Source organism: Bacillus sp. 491mf, assembly GCF_900112415.1.
Lineage (GTDB): Bacteria > Bacillota > Bacilli > Bacillales > Bacillaceae_G > Bacillus_A.
On the sequence record NZ_FOLV01000003.1, the window covers coordinates 231,195 to 252,003 of the forward strand.

Annotated in this window: 21 protein-coding genes and 2 other annotated features; of the genes, 13 read left to right on the forward strand and 8 right to left on the reverse strand. The window is 38.3% G+C overall.

Annotation, left to right across the window (positions count from 1 at the left end; genetic code table 11):
• Window positions 1–514: 514 nt before the first annotated feature.
• Window positions 515–1,039, forward strand: a complete 525-nt coding sequence (locus tag BM211_RS05660; protein WP_035437130.1) for a CotO family spore coat protein — start codon at window positions 515–517, stop codon at window positions 1,037–1,039.
• 53 nt (window positions 1,040–1,092) lie between these two features.
• Here BM211_RS05660 and BM211_RS05665 read toward each other — a convergent pair whose 3' ends face one another.
• Entirely contained in the window at window positions 1,093–1,542 is a 450-nt protein-coding gene (locus tag BM211_RS05665) for a CotY/CotZ family spore coat protein (protein WP_035437127.1), read from the reverse strand.
• 135 nt (window positions 1,543–1,677) lie between these two features.
• Here BM211_RS05665 and BM211_RS05670 point away from each other — a divergent pair, with 135 nt between their 5' ends.
• The gene (locus tag BM211_RS05670; RefSeq protein WP_035437125.1) at window positions 1,678–2,037 is read left to right on the forward strand and encodes a DUF1360 domain-containing protein; all 360 of its coding nucleotides are present in this window, start codon (window positions 1,678–1,680) and stop codon (window positions 2,035–2,037) included.
• Between the two features lie 73 nt (window positions 2,038–2,110).
• A complete protein-coding gene (locus BM211_RS05675; RefSeq protein WP_177206885.1) occupies window positions 2,111–2,293 on the forward strand; it encodes a hypothetical protein in 183 nt (60 codons plus the stop codon).
• Between the two features lie 120 nt (window positions 2,294–2,413).
• Here the strand turns inward: BM211_RS05675 and BM211_RS05680 are convergent, their stop codons facing one another.
• The 4 genes from BM211_RS05680 to BM211_RS05695 all read right to left on the reverse strand — a co-directional run bounded on the left by BM211_RS05680 (window position 2,414) and on the right by BM211_RS05695 (window position 6,729).
• Entirely contained in the window at window positions 2,414–4,471 is a 2,058-nt protein-coding gene (locus BM211_RS05680; RefSeq protein ID WP_035437121.1) for an ATP-dependent helicase, read from the reverse strand.
• Between the two features lie 490 nt (window positions 4,472–4,961).
• Window positions 4,962–5,384, reverse strand: coding sequence for a GNAT family N-acetyltransferase (locus tag BM211_RS05685; protein ID WP_090995640.1), 423 nt, complete (start codon window positions 5,382–5,384; stop codon window positions 4,962–4,964).
• Between the two features lies 1 nt (window position 5,385).
• Window positions 5,386–5,904, reverse strand: a complete 519-nt coding sequence (locus BM211_RS05690; protein WP_035437116.1) for a YjcG family protein — start codon at window positions 5,902–5,904, stop codon at window positions 5,386–5,388.
• 93 nt (window positions 5,905–5,997) lie between these two features.
• On the reverse strand, window positions 5,998–6,729 hold the full coding sequence (locus BM211_RS05695) for an alpha/beta hydrolase (protein ID WP_035437114.1): 732 nt from the start codon (window positions 6,727–6,729) through the stop codon (window positions 5,998–6,000).
• A 407-nt stretch (window positions 6,730–7,136) separates the two neighbouring features.
• Here BM211_RS05695 and BM211_RS05700 point away from each other — a divergent pair, with 407 nt between their 5' ends.
• Window positions 7,137–8,048, forward strand: coding sequence for a DMT family transporter (locus BM211_RS05700; protein ID WP_035437112.1), 912 nt, complete (start codon window positions 7,137–7,139; stop codon window positions 8,046–8,048).
• 56 nt (window positions 8,049–8,104) lie between these two features.
• On the opposite strand, the gene BM211_RS05705 is transcribed toward BM211_RS05700, so the two are convergent.
• Entirely contained in the window at window positions 8,105–8,482 is a 378-nt protein-coding gene (locus BM211_RS05705; RefSeq protein WP_090995643.1) for an Ig-like domain-containing protein, read from the reverse strand.
• Window positions 8,483–9,044: 562 nt separating this feature from the next.
• Window positions 9,045–10,508: a sodium/proline symporter PutP gene (gene putP / locus BM211_RS05710; RefSeq protein ID WP_090995645.1), complete on the reverse strand. Its 1,464-nt coding sequence runs from the start codon at window positions 10,506–10,508 to the stop codon at window positions 9,045–9,047.
• A gap of 303 nt (window positions 10,509–10,811) precedes the next feature.
• Window positions 10,812–11,050 (forward strand) — a binding site (T-box leader).
• 42 nt (window positions 11,051–11,092) lie between these two features.
• Window positions 11,093–11,328 (forward strand) — a binding site (T-box leader).
• A 51-nt stretch (window positions 11,329–11,379) separates the two neighbouring features.
• Here putP and trpE point away from each other — a divergent pair.
• From trpE to trpA, 7 genes are read left to right on the forward strand one after another with little or no spacing between them, the layout of a single operon-like run.
• Window positions 11,380–12,798: an anthranilate synthase component I gene (gene trpE / locus BM211_RS05720; protein WP_090995648.1), complete on the forward strand. Its 1,419-nt coding sequence runs from the start codon at window positions 11,380–11,382 to the stop codon at window positions 12,796–12,798.
• On the forward strand, window positions 12,795–13,382 hold the full coding sequence (locus BM211_RS05725) for an anthranilate synthase component II (protein WP_090995651.1): 588 nt from the start codon (window positions 12,795–12,797) through the stop codon (window positions 13,380–13,382). Before trpE ends, BM211_RS05725 begins: the two co-directional genes overlap by 4 nt.
• Window positions 13,379–14,404 (forward strand): anthranilate phosphoribosyltransferase, encoded by a 1,026-nt coding sequence (gene trpD / locus BM211_RS05730; protein ID WP_090995655.1) that lies wholly within the window; start codon window positions 13,379–13,381, stop codon window positions 14,402–14,404. Before BM211_RS05725 ends, trpD begins: the two co-directional genes overlap by 4 nt.
• Window positions 14,405–15,166 (forward strand): indole-3-glycerol phosphate synthase TrpC, encoded by a 762-nt coding sequence (trpC, locus tag BM211_RS05735; protein ID WP_090995657.1) that lies wholly within the window; start codon window positions 14,405–14,407, stop codon window positions 15,164–15,166.
• Window positions 15,163–15,765 (forward strand): phosphoribosylanthranilate isomerase, encoded by a 603-nt coding sequence (locus tag BM211_RS05740; protein ID WP_090995663.1) that lies wholly within the window; start codon window positions 15,163–15,165, stop codon window positions 15,763–15,765. The genes trpC and BM211_RS05740 overlap by 4 nt, the downstream gene beginning before the upstream one ends.
• Before the next feature lie 2 nt (window positions 15,766–15,767).
• Window positions 15,768–16,961: a tryptophan synthase subunit beta gene (gene trpB, locus BM211_RS05745; RefSeq protein ID WP_035434305.1), complete on the forward strand. Its 1,194-nt coding sequence runs from the start codon at window positions 15,768–15,770 to the stop codon at window positions 16,959–16,961.
• 3 nt (window positions 16,962–16,964) lie between these two features.
• On the forward strand, window positions 16,965–17,717 hold the full coding sequence (trpA, locus tag BM211_RS05750; RefSeq protein ID WP_090995666.1) for a tryptophan synthase subunit alpha: 753 nt from the start codon (window positions 16,965–16,967) through the stop codon (window positions 17,715–17,717).
• A gap of 189 nt (window positions 17,718–17,906) precedes the next feature.
• On the opposite strand, the gene BM211_RS05755 is transcribed toward trpA, so the two are convergent.
• Entirely contained in the window at window positions 17,907–18,464 is a 558-nt protein-coding gene (locus tag BM211_RS05755) for a DUF4240 domain-containing protein (RefSeq protein WP_090995668.1), read from the reverse strand.
• Window positions 18,465–18,708: 244 nt separating this feature from the next.
• Between BM211_RS05755 and BM211_RS05760 the strand changes: the two genes are divergently transcribed.
• Together BM211_RS05760 and BM211_RS05765 are read left to right on the forward strand one after the other, a co-directional pair.
• Window positions 18,709–20,205, forward strand: coding sequence for an L-lactate permease (locus BM211_RS05760; protein WP_035434301.1), 1,497 nt, complete (start codon window positions 18,709–18,711; stop codon window positions 20,203–20,205).
• 84 nt (window positions 20,206–20,289) lie between these two features.
• Window positions 20,290–20,793 carry a GNAT family N-acetyltransferase gene (locus BM211_RS05765; protein ID WP_090995671.1) on the forward strand — a complete coding sequence of 168 codons (504 nt, stop codon included), beginning with the start codon at window positions 20,290–20,292 and terminating at the stop codon, window positions 20,791–20,793.
• Window positions 20,794–20,809 lie beyond the last annotated feature (16 nt).

Consider the following 20,809-nt stretch of genomic DNA (forward strand, 5'->3'; position numbering starts at 1 on the left):
GTCGGTCCAGTCGGTCCGGTCGGTCCGGTCGGTCCAGTCGGTCCAGTCGGTCCAGTTGGTCCAGTCGGCCCGGTCGGTCCAGGTTCTGGTATAGGAAATGCACATTGAATCGGTATACACCTGTTATTATTCGAATTACCCAAATTGAATCCTCCTTATTTGTTTAATAAAATAGTCAATTCCATACATTTTATGAATTATAAAAGAGATTGGTACTGGGTTATCTCTCTAAATGGGATATTTCTTGATAGAGAAAAGGAATCTTCCCCTGTCATATGCAAGAGCTAAAACACAGATAGAAAATAATACAAGGAAACATAGTTTTATTGCTTCGTACACTATAAATCTATTTAATGAAGAGAAGTGAAAAATGGTTATAGACCAACTCCTAGTTTTAAGGGAATAGGGAAAATGCCTTATATACATAGAGAAAGAAGTGATTTTTAACGAAACTTCTCCGTTCTGTATGAATATAACTGTAATAACGTATGTTTTAGTAAAAAGGGGGATGGAGATGGTGAAGAAACAAATAAAAAAAGGAGAAAATCAACCGTTATTATATATTCATCATTTAGATTTATATAAACTCCAGCGCCATATGCAGCAAAGTGTGATTGTGAAACAAATAGAACGAACTGCTGAAGTAACGGAAAGTGAGACAGAAGATGTGGAAAAGGGAAAACAAACTCAAGGGGCTGTAGAAGAAATGCATGTGGCTGATCAACATAATGTGCAAATGGATCCAACGGAAGAAGAGCGTCTAGAGCAAGGTAAGGAATCATTTGTAGAATCTTCAAGTAGTGCATGGCAAAATAAATCGTTTAAAGATATGAATAACGAGGAAAAAATTTATTTTTTGTTAAATCAACCTCATTATATACCAAATGTAAAATGTATTGTGAAAACAGAAAAAGCTTCTTATGTAGGGGTTATTACTTCTTATGAAAATGGAGTGCTGCAAATGTTGATACCAAGCCATATTGGGAATTTTCCTCTAAACATAGAAGAGGTAGTATCGATTCGCATGATGGGACTATGATGTGGAAAAGGTGGTAGGAATCCTACCACCTCAATAGTTTTTTGGTTTACACATTATACGCCTGCAACGTGTACATCACGTAAGCATTGGATTGCACAGAAACAATTTAGATCAACAGTTACAACAGAATTTGTTGCTTGTAGTGTAGCAGTAGGGGTATTTAAGAAGTAACAAACTGGATTTTGATCATGTGGTACGTTTTGTACTTCTAATCCACGTAATACTGCACAGCAATCGTCTACACTTTCTACGCGAAGGATCAACGTAGTACAATCTGTAGTATTAGTGGAAGGAATAAATACTTTGAATGGATCTCCTTCACTAGTAAATAAGATAAATGGGCGTGTATTAGCGAGTCTAGAGCCTTGATGTGCACCAAGGAATGGAACATCGCAACCTGTCGGGCATGTGCTTGTTGCGCAATCTTGTAATTCATTGATGAAGTTTACAACATCACATACGCAATTCATGCGCATAACCTTTTTATCATCATTGTTACCCATTCTTTTCACTCCTTATCATAAGTTTTGATTACACTAATAGAATATTGAATGCGAGGTAAATCGGTTACTGCTCTCAAGTTGTTTTTTTCAAAGGATAAGCCTGTATTTAGCCGGAAAGAAAAGGAGATGAGGAACTTGTTTTTTGAGAGTTGGCTTATGTTTTTTATTTTTTCATGTGCAGTATTTCGGTTAACACGCCTTTTGGTCTTTGATAAGATTACATCTTTTATACGTGCGCCTTTTATTGAAGAAATACAGATTACAGAAGAGGATGGTTCGGTTTCAACGTATATGAAAATAAAAGAAGCAGGTTTACGTAAATTTTTTGGGGAATTGTTAAGTTGCTATTGGTGTACAGGGGTATGGGTGAGCGCTCTATTACTTATATGTTATGAATGGATTCCGAAAGTAGCAGAGCCTATTATTGTATTATTAGCAGTTGCTGGGGCTGCGGCGATAATTGAAACGATTGTAATTCGATGGCTGAATGAGTGAGAAATGAAGGAACGAAACAGAAGGGTTGTTCATATAGTAAAGAGAGTGTTAAAAAATAGAGGAGATGTTTGCCATGGCGAAGTATCAGCAACCAAATCCATATAATAATCTTCAATATTGGTATCAAATGCAGAAACAGCAACAAGGGCAACAGGAAGAGCAGCAACAAGAGCAACAACAAGGGCAGCAACTAGAACAGCAAGGATATGTGAAGAAAAAAGGTTGTAACTGTGGTGGAAAGAAAAATAGGTATTAATAAATAATGAAACATGTAATTAATGAGTCTGCTTTTGAACAAAAAATACCCTGTTTTATCCTTTGGGTAAGAAAAAACAGGGTATTTTTTGTTTTATTTCAGAAATATTTACGTCATATGTTATTTTGTTTTTTGTAGGTCATTCCTCGTCAAAAATAAAAATCTCGAAACATCAAGTTTTTTTCCTCTAAAAAACTGCGGAGAAGAAATGTATAATTCTTCTTTTGCTCGTGTAATTGCCACGTATGCTAAGCGTCGTTCTTCTTCTAATGCCTCGGAGGTATCAGTGACACGGTCGTTTGCATCTTTTAATGATGAGGAATGCGGTAATATTCCATCGCTTGCACCGAGTAAGAAGACGCATGGGAATTCAAGACCTTTGGCGTTATGAATTGACATAAGCGAGACAGCATCTTGCTGGACTCTTGTTTTTAATGCTTCCATTTCTTTTTGATTTTGTATTGCTGCGTTTACAAATTCTAAATACGCTGGAATGTCGGAAAAGCGATTTGCGGATTCAATGAGCTCTTCAAGCATTTCTTCTTGTATTTCTTTTTGCATTGTGAAAGAAGAGCGGTCATTGCTTTGCAGATATTCTAAGTATTGTCCTTTTCCTTTAATGATTTCTTTTAATGCTTTTTTCGGTTCCAGTTCTTTAATAAATTTCAGAAAATCAATACGGTCATTAATTTTCTTTACTTGGAACGATTTTAAACTCGGATTGAGTAAAAGAAAATGTAAAAGGGAAGGGAAACGTCCTTCACCGTATTTCCATTGCTCTCGTTCAATAAATGATATACATTCATCGCGTCCAATATACATCGTTGGTAAAATACTTGCGAGTGATTCTAAACGAAATGGTTCAAAGGCCAACCGTAGTTGATCTAATACCGGCTTAATAAGGGAGTGCTCATAAAATGATTGGCTTGCTCCATATTTGACGAACGGTATTTTATGAATCGTAAGCTGATCGAGTAAGGACCGGCTTACAGAATGTGTCCGGTATAATAAGCAAAAGTCTGTATAGCGTCGCTGGCCGCTTGCTACTTTATCCTGAATCAGTTGCAATATTTGATTCGCTTCATCCAATGTTGTTGCTGGTCTTGAATAAAACGGCTGTATGCCTTCTTCGCGAACGGAGTACAGTTCTTTGTTAAAGCGTTCTTGATTTAGCTTAATGACTTCATTACCAAGGCCAACGATGTATGGATTCGAGCGATAGTTCGTATTTAAAGTAATAATGGTTGTATCATCAAATTCTTTTGGGAAAGAAAGGATAATTTGATGACTAGCTCCGCGCCAGCCGTATATCGCTTGATCATCGTCACCTGCGATAAATAAGTTGTTTTGCGGCGCTGCTAATAATTTTACAATTTCATACTGAGCGTATGATGTATCTTGAAATTCATCGACTTCAATATATTGAAAGCGACCTTGCAGCTGCGTTAATAAAGCGGCATTATTTTCTAGCAAATAGAATGTTTCAAGTAAAATATCATCAAAGTCTAAATAGCTATGACTTTTTTTTACGTCTTCATAGCGGTGATACACTTCTTGAAATTCACGTTCCACAGGTGTTTTAGCTTGTACATCTTTCGGTCTATTTAATTTATTTTTTTCAAGTGAAATCATTGCTAGCATACTTTCCGCGTCATAGTCATCTTTTAAACGAAGTTCTTTTAAAATTTTCTTTATAATAATTTGTTTATGTTTTTCATTTGCTAAAATTTGTTGGTTGTATCCTTGGCTGCGAAGTAACTTTAAGAACACAGAATGGAATGTTCCAGCAACTAGATATTGGCTCGCTGCGGGTGTCATACCAGGTAATGTTGCTACGCGGTTTCGAATTTCTTCCGCTGCTTTTTGTGTAAAGGTAAGCAGCAATATGTTGCGCGGGTAAACACCTTTTACATTGACTAAATAGCCAACGCGCGTAGTTAAGACAGATGTTTTTCCGCTGCCGGCACCAGCCAATGTAAGAACGGGCCCTTCAGTCTGACGAACAGCTTCTAATTGCTTTTCATTTAAATATATTCCTTGTTTTTCAAGAGCGCGAAAATAAGTAACATCCGCATCGTTTTGATGAATTAAGTCCGTAGATGTTTTCGGAATATGATAAATTGCGCGAGGTATATTCGAATGGGTTAATGATTTTTGCGAAAAATTTTCCTTAGTCATAATTTCACCTTCAATAAGTAGCATCAACTTATAACTTTATCGGAAGATAGAGGAAATGGCAATGTAAAAAAGTGAGATAGTAATGTGGTTAGGGGTGAATACAAATTGAGCCCCCTACTAAAAACCTCTTTTTTTAGATGGGCGAGAGGAACTGGCCATGCGTAGAAGCGGTCAGTGCTTATTTCTGCCCCGTGCGGTGTTAAAACAAGGGGAGAAAGCGAGTGTAGGTCACTTTTTGTTTTGCGTGGCCGCAATTTATATGTTGAAAAAACGAAACAAAAGCTCTTTTCTTGTTAGAGGAGTGAGAGGGACTGGCTGTGCGTGGTAGCGGTCAGTGCTTATTTCTGCCCCGTGCGGCGTTAAAACAGAGAGAGAGAAAGCAAGAGTAGGTAACTTTTAGTTTGGGATAGCCTTGATTTATATGTTGAAAAAGCGGAACGAAAGTTGATTGTAGAAATTATAAAAAGAAGCGCTAGGCAAGCGCTTCTTTTTATAGTTGTTTTATCATTACAACATGTGGGATGTCAGCTTCCATGAATACGTCAGAAGTTGTTTTGTAGCCAAGTTTATGGTAAAACGGCTCGGCGTGTGTTTGCGCATGAAGTTTCAGTTTTGGAAGTGATTCTTCTTTTGCAAGGGATTCTAATGCGTCCATGATGATCTTGCCGGCCCCTTTTTGGCGGTGAGATGATAGGACACAGATGCGTTCCATTTTCCCGATACCATCGACGATGCGAAAGCGCCCAGCGCCAACTGGAACATCTTGATCGTATAAAACAACGTGTTTTGCAGTGTGATCATATTCGTCATATTCTTCTTCAGCTGAAACCTTTTGTTCATCTACAAATACTTGTTTACGAACGGAAAAGGCATCCTCAAGTTGCTTTTCGTTTTGGACGACTTGAACTTGCAAATTATTGTTGCTCCTTTCCTAAATGGAATGTTTCGTGTACTGACCATGTATCATTTTCTAATTGATATAGTAAATGGAAACGATCGATTGGTTGCTCATAATAGAAATCCTTCATCTTTAAGCGACCTAAAACATCCGCATGCTCAGCGTCTGATAAATGTTGTCCAATTGTAAGGTGCGGCACAAAAGCATATTCGCGATCTTGTGTGAACATACCACTATGCATTTCTTCGTTTAGGAATGTTAATTCTGGTGTTTTTTCAACTTTAAAATAAATAACATTATTTACAGGTGCAAAAGAGCTCACTTTTCCGACATGTAATGTAAAAGGGTTTGTTTTCTTTGCAATTGTATGAAGCTCTTGCACAATCGTTTCTAATTTTTCATCAGCTACTTCGAAAGGTGTTTTTAATGTAATGTGTGGTGGAACTAATGCATAATGTGGATCATAACGCTTACGCAGACCGTTTGCTTTATCTTGAATCATTTTTGATGGAAAAATTACAATACCTAGTTTCATCTCTAAATTCCTCCCCTTGTCTGAACGTAAAATGCTTGTATGAAAACAAAACTCCATTTTATTATATCAGATAATTCTGAATGACACTGTATATTATTTCAGCGCTAGCATTTGAGAAAATGCATGTGGCAAGTTTTTTTGCCAATATTTCCATGTATGATTCCCATCAAACTCTTCGTAATAAGTTGTAAATCCTCTATCAGTAAGAAGAGAATGAAGTTCACGGTTTGGCGCTACAAAATCAGAAATATTACCATCTGTCGTTTTTACGGCTGTTTCTTCTGTACCGATGATGTGATATAAATCTAGCATGTGCGGCTGCGTAAAGGCTTTAGCGCGCTCTAGTACAGATTCATTTACAAATGGCGACTGCATAATTACTTTTCCGAATGTATGCGGATACATAAGTGCTGTCATAAATGAAACTGTACCGCCTAAAGAATCTCCGATTAAAACGCGGCCTTTCCCCATTTGATATGTTGGGTACTGTTCATCTAAATATGGAACGAGTTCATGAGCTAAAAAGCGAATGTACATGTCATTTTGTGATCCATTTGGATGATATTTTTCTTTTCGATTGTGTACATCCTTATATGGAATACCAACAATAATTGTTCGATCAATTTCCTCTGTTTCGCGAAGGGACTCTATAACGCGATGTGCTTTACCAAGTTGAAAATAATCTCTCCCATCTTGCGCAATAACAATTGTGTGCTTATGAAGCGGCGTGAAATTGGCTGGTAAATAGACGAGAAGCGTAAGTTCTTCTTGCAGTGATTTGCTGTAAAATGTTAGTTCTTCAATTTTCCCTATTGTTTGTGTCATCGTGTAATCTCCCCTAAGTAAAAAGTTACTACAACTTTATTTTAGCATAAGAATAAGAAGAATCTAAAAAATTAGTATTCAGTATTGGAAGAAACGACTATAATGAAATGAGAATTTTACTTAATATAAATAAAGATTGAAAAAACGACATAAAAAACCTTTTCTTTTTCGAGGAGCGAGTGCACCTGACTATGCATAGAAGCGGTCGGGTCTTTTTCCTGCCACGTACTAGATTTAAAGCAAAGGGAGAAGGCGGAATCGGGTCAAGTTTTCGCACCTATAAAGAAAAGCGGAGTCGACTGTTCAGGCCTGTTGGCTAAGGTTCTTAGACATGAGGGCCTAGGAGGCAGAGCTAGACAAATATGTTTGAAAATCAAAATGTATTTATACAGATAAGGAGACAGCATATGAAGCAGCAAAAATCAATAGCACTGCCGTTAGCGATTTCGATTATTACGATTTCATTTGCGGCTATCTTTGTAAAAATGTCTACAGCACCATCTTCTATTTTAAGTATGTATCGTTTATGGATGATTGTCATAATTATGCTTCCTATTGTATGGAAGAAAAGAGAGGAATTTACGAGAATTAAGAAGAAAGACTGGGTATTTTTAAGTGGATCCGGTTTCTTTTTAGCGCTGCATTTCCTTCTATGGTTTGCATCGTTAAAATATACAACAGTTGCAAGTTCAACGATTATTTTGGCATTGCAGCCACTCGTATCTCTTATCGGAGGATTTTTCTTATTTAAAGAAAGAACAACACTCATTTCACTAGCAACAATGGGAATTGCTATTATTGGTGTAGGATGTATTGGATGGGGAGATTTAGGACTAAGCGAAGAGGCCGTCTTAGGGGATATACTATCATTCTTTAGTGTAATTGCAGTGGTTGGCTATTTATTTATAGGGCAAACGACAGTGAAAAAAGTATCACATTGGATTTATAGTTTTACTGTCTTTACATTTGCAGCTATATTTTTAAGTATATATAACATGATGTTGCAAATTCCACTTACAGGATATTCATCATGGGACTGGACTGTATTTTTCTTACTTGCAACTGTACCGACTATATCTCAAATGATTAATAACTGGTTATTGAATTATGTAAATGCAACAACCATTTCTATGAGTATTTTAGGTGAGCCTGTTGGTGCGATGATCCTTGCTTTCTTTTTACTCGGTGAAAAATTAAATTCTACGCAAGTGGTCGGAAGTGTTCTTGTATTATGCGGCGTATGTATCTTTTTATTACAGCAACAAAAGCGCCCATATAAAGAATCGGTAGAAGGTATGGGATATCCGCAAGAGACGTAAGGAAGAAGTGTTTAGGCAACTAGCCATCAGTGAGGAGCCGATGGCTAGTTTGTATTTTATTTAGGCTTTATTATATAGGGCTGAACGTAAACTATACATAGATCGCGAAATTTACCTTCTACAGTTGTGACAATAATAACGGCTCGTCCAGACTGTTTTCCTATTACAGTTGCTTTCTGATGTTCGGTATGAATCTCTGCAATATGGGGGTTTGTGCACGTCCAAATGACCTCTTGGTTACTTGCTTGTGAAGGAAGGACAGCTGCTGTAAGCTCGGCACGTTGCCCATTTTTTAGTTTTAACTTAGCTTTCTGCAGTTGTATACCGATGACCGGCACAGGAGAAGGGAGAATAGAAATATGAGGCAGATCTGTTTGTAGTGCAGCACATGAAGAAGATATAGGGTGTTTTTGTGAGTGAAATGGTGATTGCATATAAGGTGTCCTCCTTCTTATTAATGTTCTTAGTTATACTATATACAAAGAATGTTAGAAATAATTTAAGGTAATATAAAGAATTTGTTAATTTACAGAAAATTCAGTACAATAATATGTAAATACAAATTGAAAAAATGACATAAAGTGAAACTTTAATCAGTGGGGGTTTTCTTCATCCCCCACTGATTATCAGCCCTCACCAATCGGGCTTTTACGGGCAGTTTATCTCCCGCCTAACTTCTTAAGAAAAGCGGAAGCGGCTCGCTCAGAATCGCAGGACGCCCACGCCCCTGACAGAGAGGCGCTTTTTGCCTCGTCCGAGGGGGCGAAACGACCGGAGATTCTAGCCGCTGGAGCTGGACAATGTTTTCGCTGAATTTTGAGGTGGGAGTATTACTGCCCACGAATAGCGGGATAAAAATTTCAGGTGGGGGAGAGCATCTGACCGTGCAGAGAGGCGGTCACTGTTAGCGGTGATTTGCATGTTGAAAAATCAAAATGGATGAATAAAAAAACAATGCCTGCTTCTATTGTACAGAAGCAGGCATTGTTTTTTTATTTAAGAAGCTACTTTTTCAAATTCTTCAAATTCTTTTTGAACATTTTTTGATGGCTTTGTTAGTAGGCTTACAATAATAATAGCGAGTAAGCTCGCAGCAAAACCAGGAATCATTTCATATAGCATATCTTTTAAAAACTTAAATTGTGTCCACGTAATAACGGTTGTTGCACCGGCGATCATCCCAGCAAGAGCGCCCCATTTCGTCATTCGTTTCCAGTATAAGCTTAATAAAATAACTGGTCCAAATGAAGAACCGAATCCTGCCCAAGCGTAACCAACAAGCGCTAAAATTGTGTCATTTTGTTTAAAGGCAAGGCTGCTTGCTATTAGAGCAATGAACAGAACGGCCATACGCCCTACAAAAACAAGTTCGCGGTCCGTTGCCGAGCGACGGAAAAATGTTCTGTATAAATCTTCAGTTACAGCACTTGATGTAACAAGAAGCTGTGAAGAAATTGTACTCATAATTGCCGCTAAAATGGCAGCTAATAAAAACCCAGTAATGAACGGGTGGAATAAAATATTTCCAAGCTCAAGGAAAATCGTTTCTGGATCTGCTAATTTCATTCCTTTGTCAGCATAATAAGCAATTCCAATTAGTCCAGTAAACATTGCACCGACAATAGAGAAGATCATCCAGCTCATACCGATGCGGCGAGCACTTTTTAACTCTTTTACAGATGAAATCGCCATAAATCGTACGATAATATGAGGTTGTCCAACATAACCAAGACCCCAAGCAAATAAAGAAATGATGCCGAGTACAGAAGTACCTTTAAAGATATTTAATAAGTTTGGATCAATAGATTTAATTGTATGAAATGCTGGCCCAAGACCATTTACATGCATAATCGTTACAATTGGAACTAAAACGAGTGCAACGACCATAATAATTCCTTGTACGAAGTCTGTCCAACTTACCGCCAAGAAACCGCCAAATAACGTATAAGCTACGACAACGGCACCGACGATGAAAAGTCCCATATGATAGTCCATTCCAAATGTATTACGAAATAGAACAGCACCTGAAACTAATCCCGAAGCTACATAAAATGTAAAGAAAATCATAATAACAAGTCCGGAAACAAGGCGTAGCATATGAGATTTATCATGGAAGCGATGTTCTAAAAATTCTGGAATTGTAATTGAGTTGTTTGCAAGTTCAGAGTAGGTACGTAAGCGAGGAGCGACGTATAGCCAGTTTGCATAAGCGCCGAGTGTTAAGCCGATCGCAATCCAACTGCTGCTTAGACCTGTTGCAAACATAGCACCGGGTAACCCCATTAACAGCCATCCGCTCATATCAGCAGCGCCTGCACTTAGTGCTGTTACTGCGGGGCCTAATGTACGCCCGCCAAGCATATAGTCTGTTAAATTTGATGTTCGTTTGTAGGCGATATAGCCAATCACTAACATCCCGATCATATAGATCGAAATAGAAATTAAAATCTGTGTGTTCATATTAGTCCCCTTTCCAAGTAGTATCTTTTGATGCATTACATATTATAATCTAACATGATTATGTGTAAAAATCTATCCTCTAAATATGAATTTTCAGAAATGTAAGCGTATTTAGAAGATATATTATTTTACTAATATAAAGTTTTTTGTTGATGTATAGATATTTTTATAGAGTATTTATTATTTTTACATAAAAATGAGTTATTTTGTCAATATAATATTCAATATGTACATAAAAAATATTTTTTTTGAAAGTATTGACTTCTAAAAAAAGAAAAGCATATAATGATTTCAAATTTAAAAATGCAAGCGTTGATGAAGAAGAGTACATATTATGGACATGTCAGAGAGCTGATGGTTGGTGCGAATCAGTATGAAAGTAATATGGAATGGGCTTCGGAGCTTCCAGACCGAAACGAAAGAAGTAGGCTTTGGCGAAAAGATCTCATCGTTACAAGAGACACGTATTGTATTTCGATACGGAAAAGTGCGTTACTTTTGTAACGAATTAAGGTGGCACCACGGGAGTACCCGTCCTTTTTATAGGATGAGTACTCCCTTTTTGTATAGAAAAAAATGAATAGGATAAATCGATGAGTAAGAAGAGTACGTATATTGGAGACGTTTCAGAGAGCCGGGGATAGGTGAGAGCCCGGTGCGGTGCCATATGCGGAATGGGCTTACGAGAGGTATGCTGAACTGTAAGTAGGCAGGCCCGGGTTCCGCCGTTACAAGGATAGGATATAAGATTGTATCTGAAAAAGCGGGATGCTTTGCATCCAACAAGAGGTGGTACCGCGGTATATTTATCGTCCTCTGCATATTTCCATATGCAGGGGACTTTTTTATTTTAGGAAAAGAGGTGACAGTGATGATAACGAAAGACCAATTTATCATACAAAAACAGCAAGGGAAAACCTTTCTTATGATTCAAGAAGAAGAGGGAGATAGCGTGACACCGATTGCGCTATATCGCCGGATGAAAGGTGAGAAAACATTTCTACTTGAAAGCTCGCAGCTTCATCAAGATAAAGGGCGTTATTCCTATTTAGGATGTGATCCTTATGGAGAAATAAAAAGTACCGGTAGTAGAGTAGAAATTACGATAAATGGTGTGCTAGAAAAGGTAAACGGAAATGTATTAAAGGTGTTAGAAAGTTTTCTTACACTCGGGAAAGTTGAGAGCCCGTTTCCATTTTGCGGAGGAGCGGTTGGCTATATTGGGTATGACGTCATTCGGCAATATGAAGATATTGGAGAGATGCTTGCTGATCCTTTAAATATTCCAGAAGTGCATGTCCTATTGCATCGCATGTTCGTTGTATACGATCATGTAAGGCAAAAGATATCATTTGTGTATGTCTATCGCAGCGGCGATACAGATTCGTATGAAGAGGTTTATGAACAGCTGCAAACATATAAACAAAAATTGCTGCAGGAATCAGAGGAACAGATAGAAGAGCCTGATGCTTCCTTATCATTTACATCTTCTGTAACAGAAGAAAGGTTTTACAAAATGGTTGAGCAGGCAAAGGAATATATTCGGGCAGGAGATATCTTTCAAGTTGTGTTATCACAGCGGTTGCAAAGTGATTTTACAGGAAATCCATTTGCGTTATATCGCCGTCTTCGCACAGCAAATCCATCTCCTTATATGTTTTATATTGATTTTCAAGATTACGTCGTACTTGGTTCTTCACCGGAAAGCTTACTTTCTGTACGAGATGAAAAGGTGATGACAAATCCAATCGCCGGAACAAGGCCGCGCGGAAATACAAAAGAAGAGGATGAAAAAATAGCGAAAGAACTACTTGTAAATGAAAAGGAACGGGCGGAGCATATGATGCTTGTTGATTTAGGAAGAAATGATATTGGCCGGGTGAGTGAGATCGGTTCCGTTCAATTAGATAAATATATGAAAATCGAGAAGTATTCGCATGTTATGCATATTGTATCTGAAGTTTACGGAATATTGCGAAAACAGATGAATTGTTTTGATGCGTTAGCACATTGCTTACCTGCAGGCACTGTATCAGGAGCCCCTAAAATTAGAGCAATGGAAATTATAAACGAATTAGAAACAGAAAAACGAAATGTGTACGCCGGAGCAGTTGGGTATATTTCATTTTCTGGGAATATGGATATGGCACTGGCGATACGAACGATGGTTGTAAAAGACGAGAAAGCGTATGTACAGGCGGGGGCTGGCGTTGTTTATGATTCGAGTCCTGCGGCCGAATATGAAGAAACACTAAATAAAGCAAAAGCACTTTTGGAGGTAATGAAATGATTGTCTTAATTGATAACTATGATTCGTTCACATATAACTTGTATCAATTGTTAGGCCATCACACAGAACAAATTGTTGTCGTGCGTAACGATGAAGTGACAATTGAGGAACTAGCAAATATGAAGCCAAAGGCAATTATTCTTTCACCAGGACCTGGAAGGCCGGAAGATGCCGGGATTTGTGTGAATGTAATTGGGCATTTTTATAAAACAGTTCCGATTCTCGGAATTTGTCTAGGGCATCAAGCGATTGTTACTGCTTTTGGCGGAGAAGTTGTGCGAGCAGAAAAAATCAAACATGGGAAAACATCACTTGTAAAACATAATGGCACATCGATATTTTCATATATAAAACAACCGATGACAGCGATGCGTTATCATTCGCTCGTAGCAAAGCAGCACAATCTTCCGGGTTGTTTTGAAGTATTAGCGACAGCGATGGATGACGGAGAAATTATGGCAATTCGCCATCATTACTATCCGCTTATCGGATTACAGTTTCATCCGGAATCAATCGCAACTGAAGAAGGCGATACATTAATACAGGCGTTTTTATCGAATATCAAAGAGGAGGAGAGAGTATGAATGGCCATCTTCGAAAATTAATAGAGAGGCAAGACTTAACAGAACATGAAATGTATGAAGCAGGTATTAGCTTATTAAGCGAAGATATTTTAGAAAGTGAAATTGCAGCCTTTTTAGCATTGTTAAAGGCAAAGGGTGAAACGGCAGATGAAATATATGGCCTTGTGTGCGCTCTTCGTGAAAAAGCATTGCCATTTTCGAATCATATTATAGGGGCGATGGACAATTGCGGAACAGGAGGAGACGGAGCGCAAACATTTAATGTGAGTACAACATCAGCTTTCGTACTCGCCGGTGCAGGTGTAAAGGTTGCGAAACATGGAAACCGCGCCGTTTCTAGTAAAACAGGAAGTGCCGATTTATTAGAAGAACTCGGTGTAAATATTGCATGTTCGGCAAAGCAAATTGATTATTTGCTAGCGAACGTCGGGATTGCTTTTCTATTTGCGCCAGCGATGCATCCAGCACTGCGCCTTGTTATGAAAGTAAGAAAAGAATTAAACGTTCCAACAATTTTTAACTTAATCGGGCCACTTACTAACCCAATCGACTTAGAAACACAGTTCGTCGGTATTTATAAACGAGAGATGTTACGTCCGGTAGCAGAAGTACTCCAAAAGCTTGGTAGAAAAAGAGCAATTGTTGTAAATGGTAGCGGATTTTTAGATGAAGCATCTTTGCAAGGAGAGAATCACGTCGCAATTTTAAAAGATAACAACATTATTGAAATGAGTATTTCTCCAGAAGAGTATGGATTTTCATGTGTGAAAAACGAATCGATTCGAGGCGGAGATGCAAAGGAAAATGCCAATATTACATTACATGTGCTGCGCGGAGAAGATAGCGTATACCGTGATACAGTGTTATTCAATGCAGGGCTTGCGCTGTTTGCAAATGGAAAGGCAAGGACAATTGAAGAGGGCATTCGCTTAGCGGCTCATAGCATTGATTCAGGAAAGGCGCTGGAGAAATTACAGTTATTAATTGCTGAAAGTAACAAAAAGCTAGAGAGGGTGAACTAAATGGAAACAATTTTAACCGAAATTATTGAGCAAAAAAAGAAAGAAGTAGAAGTGCTTTACGAAACGTGTGTCCTAGTAAAGAAAAAACGTACATTATATTCTCTCGTAGAAGCACTAGGGCAATTTACTGTTATTGCAGAAATAAAACGCGCTTCACCGTCTAAAGGGGATATTAACTTACACGTTGATGTTGCGAAACAAGCGGAGCTCTATGAAACAAATGGTGCCGGAGCAATCTCTGTTTTAACAGATAGTCAATTTTTTAAGGGCTCTTTTCGCGATTTAGAAACGGTAAGAAATCGTGTGAATGTACCGCTTTTATGTAAAGATTTTATGATTGATCGAATCCAAATTGACCGGGCATATGATGCGGGAGCCAATCTCATTTTACTAATTGTTGCGGCACTAACAAAAGAACAATTATTTGAGTTATATGCGTATGTGAAAGAGCTCGGCCTAGAAGCGATTGTCGAGATTCATAATGAAGAGGAGCTCGAAATAGCGTTAGAGTTAAATCCAGATATTATCGGAGTAAACAATCGAAATTTGAAAACATTCGAAGTGGATTTAAGAACGACAGAACAGCTCGGGAAACGGTTAAATGAACAAAACGTCCTTTGGATTAGCGAGAGTGGTATTCATACGAAAGAGGATATAATTCGTGTTAAGAGGGCCGGGGCAAAAGGAATTCTTGTCGGAGAAGCGTTCATGACAGCGCCGTCTGTCGAAGACTTTTTTCAAGTGCTGCAGGTGACGAAATGAAAGTAAAGATTTGCGGGATTACCGACAAAGAAACTGCAAAAATTGCTTGTGAATACGGGGCCGATGCCATTGGATTTGTATTTGCGAAAAGTAAGCGGCAAATTACGCCAGACGGGGCAAAACAAATTATAGAGGAACTCCCGGAGAATGTAATGAAAGTTGGCGTTTTTGTAAATGAGTCAATTGAAGTGATTGAGAACATTGCAGAGCATTGTCGTTTAACGCACGTACAACTGCATGGAGAGGAAGAAAACTATCACATTAGAAGATTGAATATTCCGTCTATAAAGGCGGTCGGTGTAAGCTTATGTGAAGATATAGAACGAGCAAAAGAATATGAAACTGATTTTATATTATTCGATAGTCCGAAAGAACAGTTTCATGGCGGAAATGGAAAAACATTTTCATGGGAGTTATTGCAGTCAAATCCAGTTGGAAAAAAATGCATATTAGCCGGTGGATTACATCTTGAGAATATTACAGAAGCGATTGAAATGGTTCAGCCGTATATGGTTGACGTGAGCAGCGGTGTAGAAACAAATGGCAAAAAAGATATCGAGAAAATAAAACAATTTATAACAAAAGCGAAGGAGTGTTAACTATGCAATATGTATATCCAAATGAAAAAGGTCATTACGGTATATACGGAGGGCGTTATGTTCCAGAAACGTTAATGCAGTCTGTTTTAGAGTTAGAGGAAGCGTATAAAGAGGCAATGCAAGATGAATCATTTCAAAAGCAATTACAACATTATTTACAAACGTATGTCGGCAGAGAAACACCGCTTTATTTTGCAGAAAACCTGACGAAATATTGCGGCGGAGCAAAAATGTATTTAAAGCGTGAAGATTTAAACCATACAGGAGCTCACAAAATTAACAACACAATTGGTCAAGCACTTCTTGCGGTGCGAATGGGCAAGAAGAAAGTTGTCGCAGAAACAGGGGCTGGGCAGCACGGAGTCGCAACAGCAACTGTATGTGCCTTACTAGGCTTAGAATGCGTCATTTTCATGGGAGAAGAGGATGTGCGTCGTCAAAAGTTAAATGTCTTTCGAATGGAGTTGCTCGGCGCAAAAGTAGAAAGCGTGGCAGCAGGAAGCGGAACATTAAAAGATGCAGTAAACGAGGCGCTCCGTTACTGGGTTGCACATGTACATGATACGCACTATGTGATGGGGTCTGTTCTTGGACCGCATCCATTCCCGCAAATGGTTCGCGATTTCCAAAGTATAATCGGTAAGGAAACGAAAAAACAATATGCAGCGTTAGAGGGGAAATTACCGGAAGCCGTTGTTGCTTGCATTGGTGGCGGCAGTAATGCGATGGGAATGTTCTATCCATTTGTACAAGATGAAGAGGTTGCACTTTACGGAGTAGAAGCAGCAGGGAAGGGAATTCATACAGAAAAGCATGCCGCAACATTAACGAAAGGAAAGGTCGGCGTCCTGCACGGATCGATGATGTATATTTTGCAAAATGAAGAAGGACAAATTCAAGAAGCACACTCTATTTCAGCAGGGCTTGATTACCCGGGAGTTGGTCCAGAACATAGCTTATTAAAAGACATTGGCCGTGTATCGTATCATTCCATTACAGATGAAGAAGCGCTCCATGCCTTTCAGCTATTAACGAAACAAGAAGGGATTATCCCGGCATTAGAAAGTTCACACGCAGTTGCATATGCACTGAAATTAGCACCTACTATGAAAAGCGATGAAGGACTTGTCATTTGTTTATCAGGGCGCGGTGATAAAGATGTTGAAAGTATAAAACGATATATGGAAGAGGTGTAAATGATGGGAGTAGAGAGAATTGATGCAGCGTTTCAAAATGGGGAAAAAGCATTCATCCCGTACGTAATGGGCGGAGATGGCGATTTACAAGAGCAAATTCGTTTTTTAGCCGAAGTCGGGGCGAGTATTATTGAAATTGGCATCCCGTTTTCTGATCCAGTTGCAGACGGACCAACCATTCAAAGAGCAGGAAAACGAGCGTTAGAAAACGGAACGACATTAGAAGGGATTTTTCAAGAACTTGCGGAAGTGAGAAGAGAAGTGCAAATTCCATTTGTACTCATGACCTATTTAAACCCTATTCTAGCATTTGGAAAAGAACGTTTTACCGGGCGCTGCATCGAAGCAGGCGTTGATGGGATTATCGTTCCCGATCTTCCATATGAAGAACAAGATATTATTGCACCGCTGCTTTGCGAGGCAAATATTGCCCTTATTCCGCTTGTAACAGTAACGAGCCCAGTAGAACGAATTCAAAAGATTACAAGTCAATCACAAGGATTTGTCTATGCCGTTACAGTAGCGGGCGTAACGGGAGTACGCCGCGACTTTACAAAGGAATTACACACCTACTTAGAAAAGGTGAAAGCACATGTTCAGCTTCCCGTCGTTGCGGGATTCGGTATATCGAAGGCAGAGCAAATAGAAGACATGACCCGAGTATGCGACGGAGTAGTTGTCGGAAGTAAAGTCATTGAGCTGTTAGAGAATGAAAAACGAGATGAAATTCGTGAGCTGATTGCTGCAGTGAAATAAAGGGATTTTGCTAACTCACTTAGGTGCAGATTATGCTGAACGGTGTCGAGGCGTCTTTATATTGTGTCGAAGCGCCGATATATTGTAAAAAGCGCTGATATATCCTAAAAAGCGCCGATATATGAGTGGACATATAAGAAGGAGCTGCTTCCAAAGATATTTACATCTCTTTGGAAGCAGCTCCATATATTAACCTAATGGATTTTCACCAAAACGTTCCCACAGTTTTGGAAAGCGCTCAGCTAATTCGTCCTCATCTTCTTCCCAGTCAAATTCGATGTCTTGTTCAAATGATTCATAACCTTTTTCATCGAGTAACGATGAGAATTTCTCCCATATCTCATTATCCCACTCAGTATCTCCTGTTTCTTTTAAACTAAAAGCTTCAAATCCAGTACTTAACATTTCTTCAAATTCTGGAATAAGCTCTTTCTCTTCATAAAAAGCAGGAATTAAGTTTGCTAGATTTTCAGGATTTTGCAAAGCAGATTCAAATGTTTCTTTTCCACATGAGATGAGCCAACCTCTAAAATAATCAAATGAATCATCAGAGCATCCGCCTAAAATAATATAAGCTGCTGCCCATAAAGAGGAAGTGTAAGATTGCTGTAAAGCAGTTTGGAGATGCATTTCATAGTCTGCGATTTCATCTGCAGATTTTACAGCTAATTGCGCTACTAACCATTCACTTGTTTCGTCTTTCCCATTCATATCTGAAATCAGTTGCCAAAATTGTTCTTGGTTCATTGCTAACACTCCTCTAAAAAATGGTGTTTTTTGTAGTGTAGCACGTTTTGGATCATTCATCAGATAAATAATTGAACAAAAAACTAACATAAAACGAATTGAATATTCTGTCTTATGTTATATAATATTTTTTAATATGTAAATCGCTGCTATGCACGGCCAGATGCTCTCGCCTTTCAAAAAAGAAAATGGGCTTTATAAACGATCTTTTAAAATTACACCTTACAAGAAACGAGATGATAGTATGACAGTAATGTTAGCTCTTATTCCAATCATAATGATTTTCATTTGTTTATTTGTCTTCAAACAAACATCGCTGAAAGCATCGATAATTTCTTATGTCGTGTGCAGCGGAATTGTTTTACTATCACCGATGTTTCGCTTGCAAATGGGGGAGATTGCCCATGCGACAATAAAGGGTGGTTTAATTTGTTTTATCGTTGGATATGTTTTGTTTTTTGGTATTTTTTTATTTCACCTTATGAATAAAATGGGCTATATCGATCAAGTTGCACGTTTTATGGAACATGTTACACATGACCGTTTACTGCAAATGCTCCTCATGTGTTTTGGAATTTGTCCTCTTATTGAATCGGTAAGTGGGTTTGGAATTGGATTTATGGTGGCTGCACCTATTTTTCTTTCGCTCGGTTACAGGCCGTTTCAAGCTGTTTTGCTTTCCTTTATCGGCTTATTAGCAAGCTCATGGGGAGCAATGGCAACCGGAACGATTATTGGCTCTGGGCTTATCAATATGCCTTTAGAACAACTTGGCTCTGGTACGGCTGTATTAAGTGTGCCAATCTTTGCGTATTTTATCATTCTTTCATTATATATAGTCGGCGGCTTTGCGGCAGTAAAGCAAAAATGGAAAGAAGCGACTGGTTTTTTTCTATTATTTTCTCTCTCCATCTATTTATCTAGTACATATGTAAGTGTTGAATTAGCAGGAATTTTAAGTGCGATTGTAACGATAACATTTGGATTTATCGTCATTAAAATGACGGCAAAACAGCAAAAGGAAGTATATTCGGAACAGGCAGCTGCTAAGCAGCAGGAGGTTTCCATTTTAAAAATAATTAGCCCGTATTTATTTTTAACAGTCTGCATCTTGCTTTCTCGTCTGATTCCGTCGTTTCATAGTGCACTGCAATCATATGCAATTATGAACTTGCCATCTTATTCTTACAAACTTGAATTACTGTATTCACCAGGGTTTTGGCTTGGGGTTACATGTTTATTTACCATCATTTTCTTCCGTATTCCTTCTATTATAATAAAGCAGTCATTATTGCAAACAGTGAAACAATGGATCCCTTTTGCGATTACGACGACAATGTTTATTGCGATTTCAGAACTAATGAGTGCAGCAGGAATGCATACCTTATTAGCGGAATCTGCTGGTCATATCTTTGGAATGATGTTTGTGTTCGTTGCCCCATTTATCGGTGGGATTGGTGGCTTTTTAACGGGAAGTAACGCTGGATCAAATGCGATGTTTATGAGTCTGCAAATGCAAACTGCACAGAACGTAGGGCTTCCGTGGCAGTTTGTGACAACAGTGCAAAATACGAGTTCTTCTTTTGCGACAATTGCGTGTCCATCACGAATTACACTGGGTGCTTATTTATGTAACATTCCATTTCGGGAAAATGAGCTCTTGAAGAAGACGACACTGATGATTTTTGGTGCTGTGTTAATTGTGGTGGTAGAGGTTTTTGTGTGGCATCTTATTGTGTAAAAAAACGCTTCTCTTATAGGAGAAGTGTTTTTGTTTGTAGAAATATATAACTTCATAGATTAAAAAAGAAAGAGTGAGCATGGAATGAGTATAAATTTGCGAGATATTACAAATGAGAATTGGCTAGAGTGTATATTCTTAACGACAAATAAAGAAGATAAACATTTCGTTTGTGAAGAGTTTGTTGCTTCGAATGCATTATCATTAGCCCAGTCGAAAATTCAAAAAGGTTGGATTACAAAGGCAATATACAGCGATGAAACAATCGTTGGCTTTACAATGTATGGATATTGTGAACAATATCATTTTTTTGAAATATGCAGACTTATGATAGATCATAAACATCAAGGAAAAGGGTATGGGAAAACGGCATTATTACAGGTAATCGAAGAGATGAGAAAAGATGCGAATTGTAATGAAGTTTTTCTATCTTTTGAACCGAACAATTTCGTTGCAAAACAACTGTATGAAAGCATCGGCTTTGAAGATACAAGCAGAATGGTTGAGGGGGAGTATTTGTATAAGTTACCATTAAAAGGGATAAACAGCTCTGTAATGACTGATAATTGCAGAAGAGGGGAATTGTAAACGATAGATAATGACA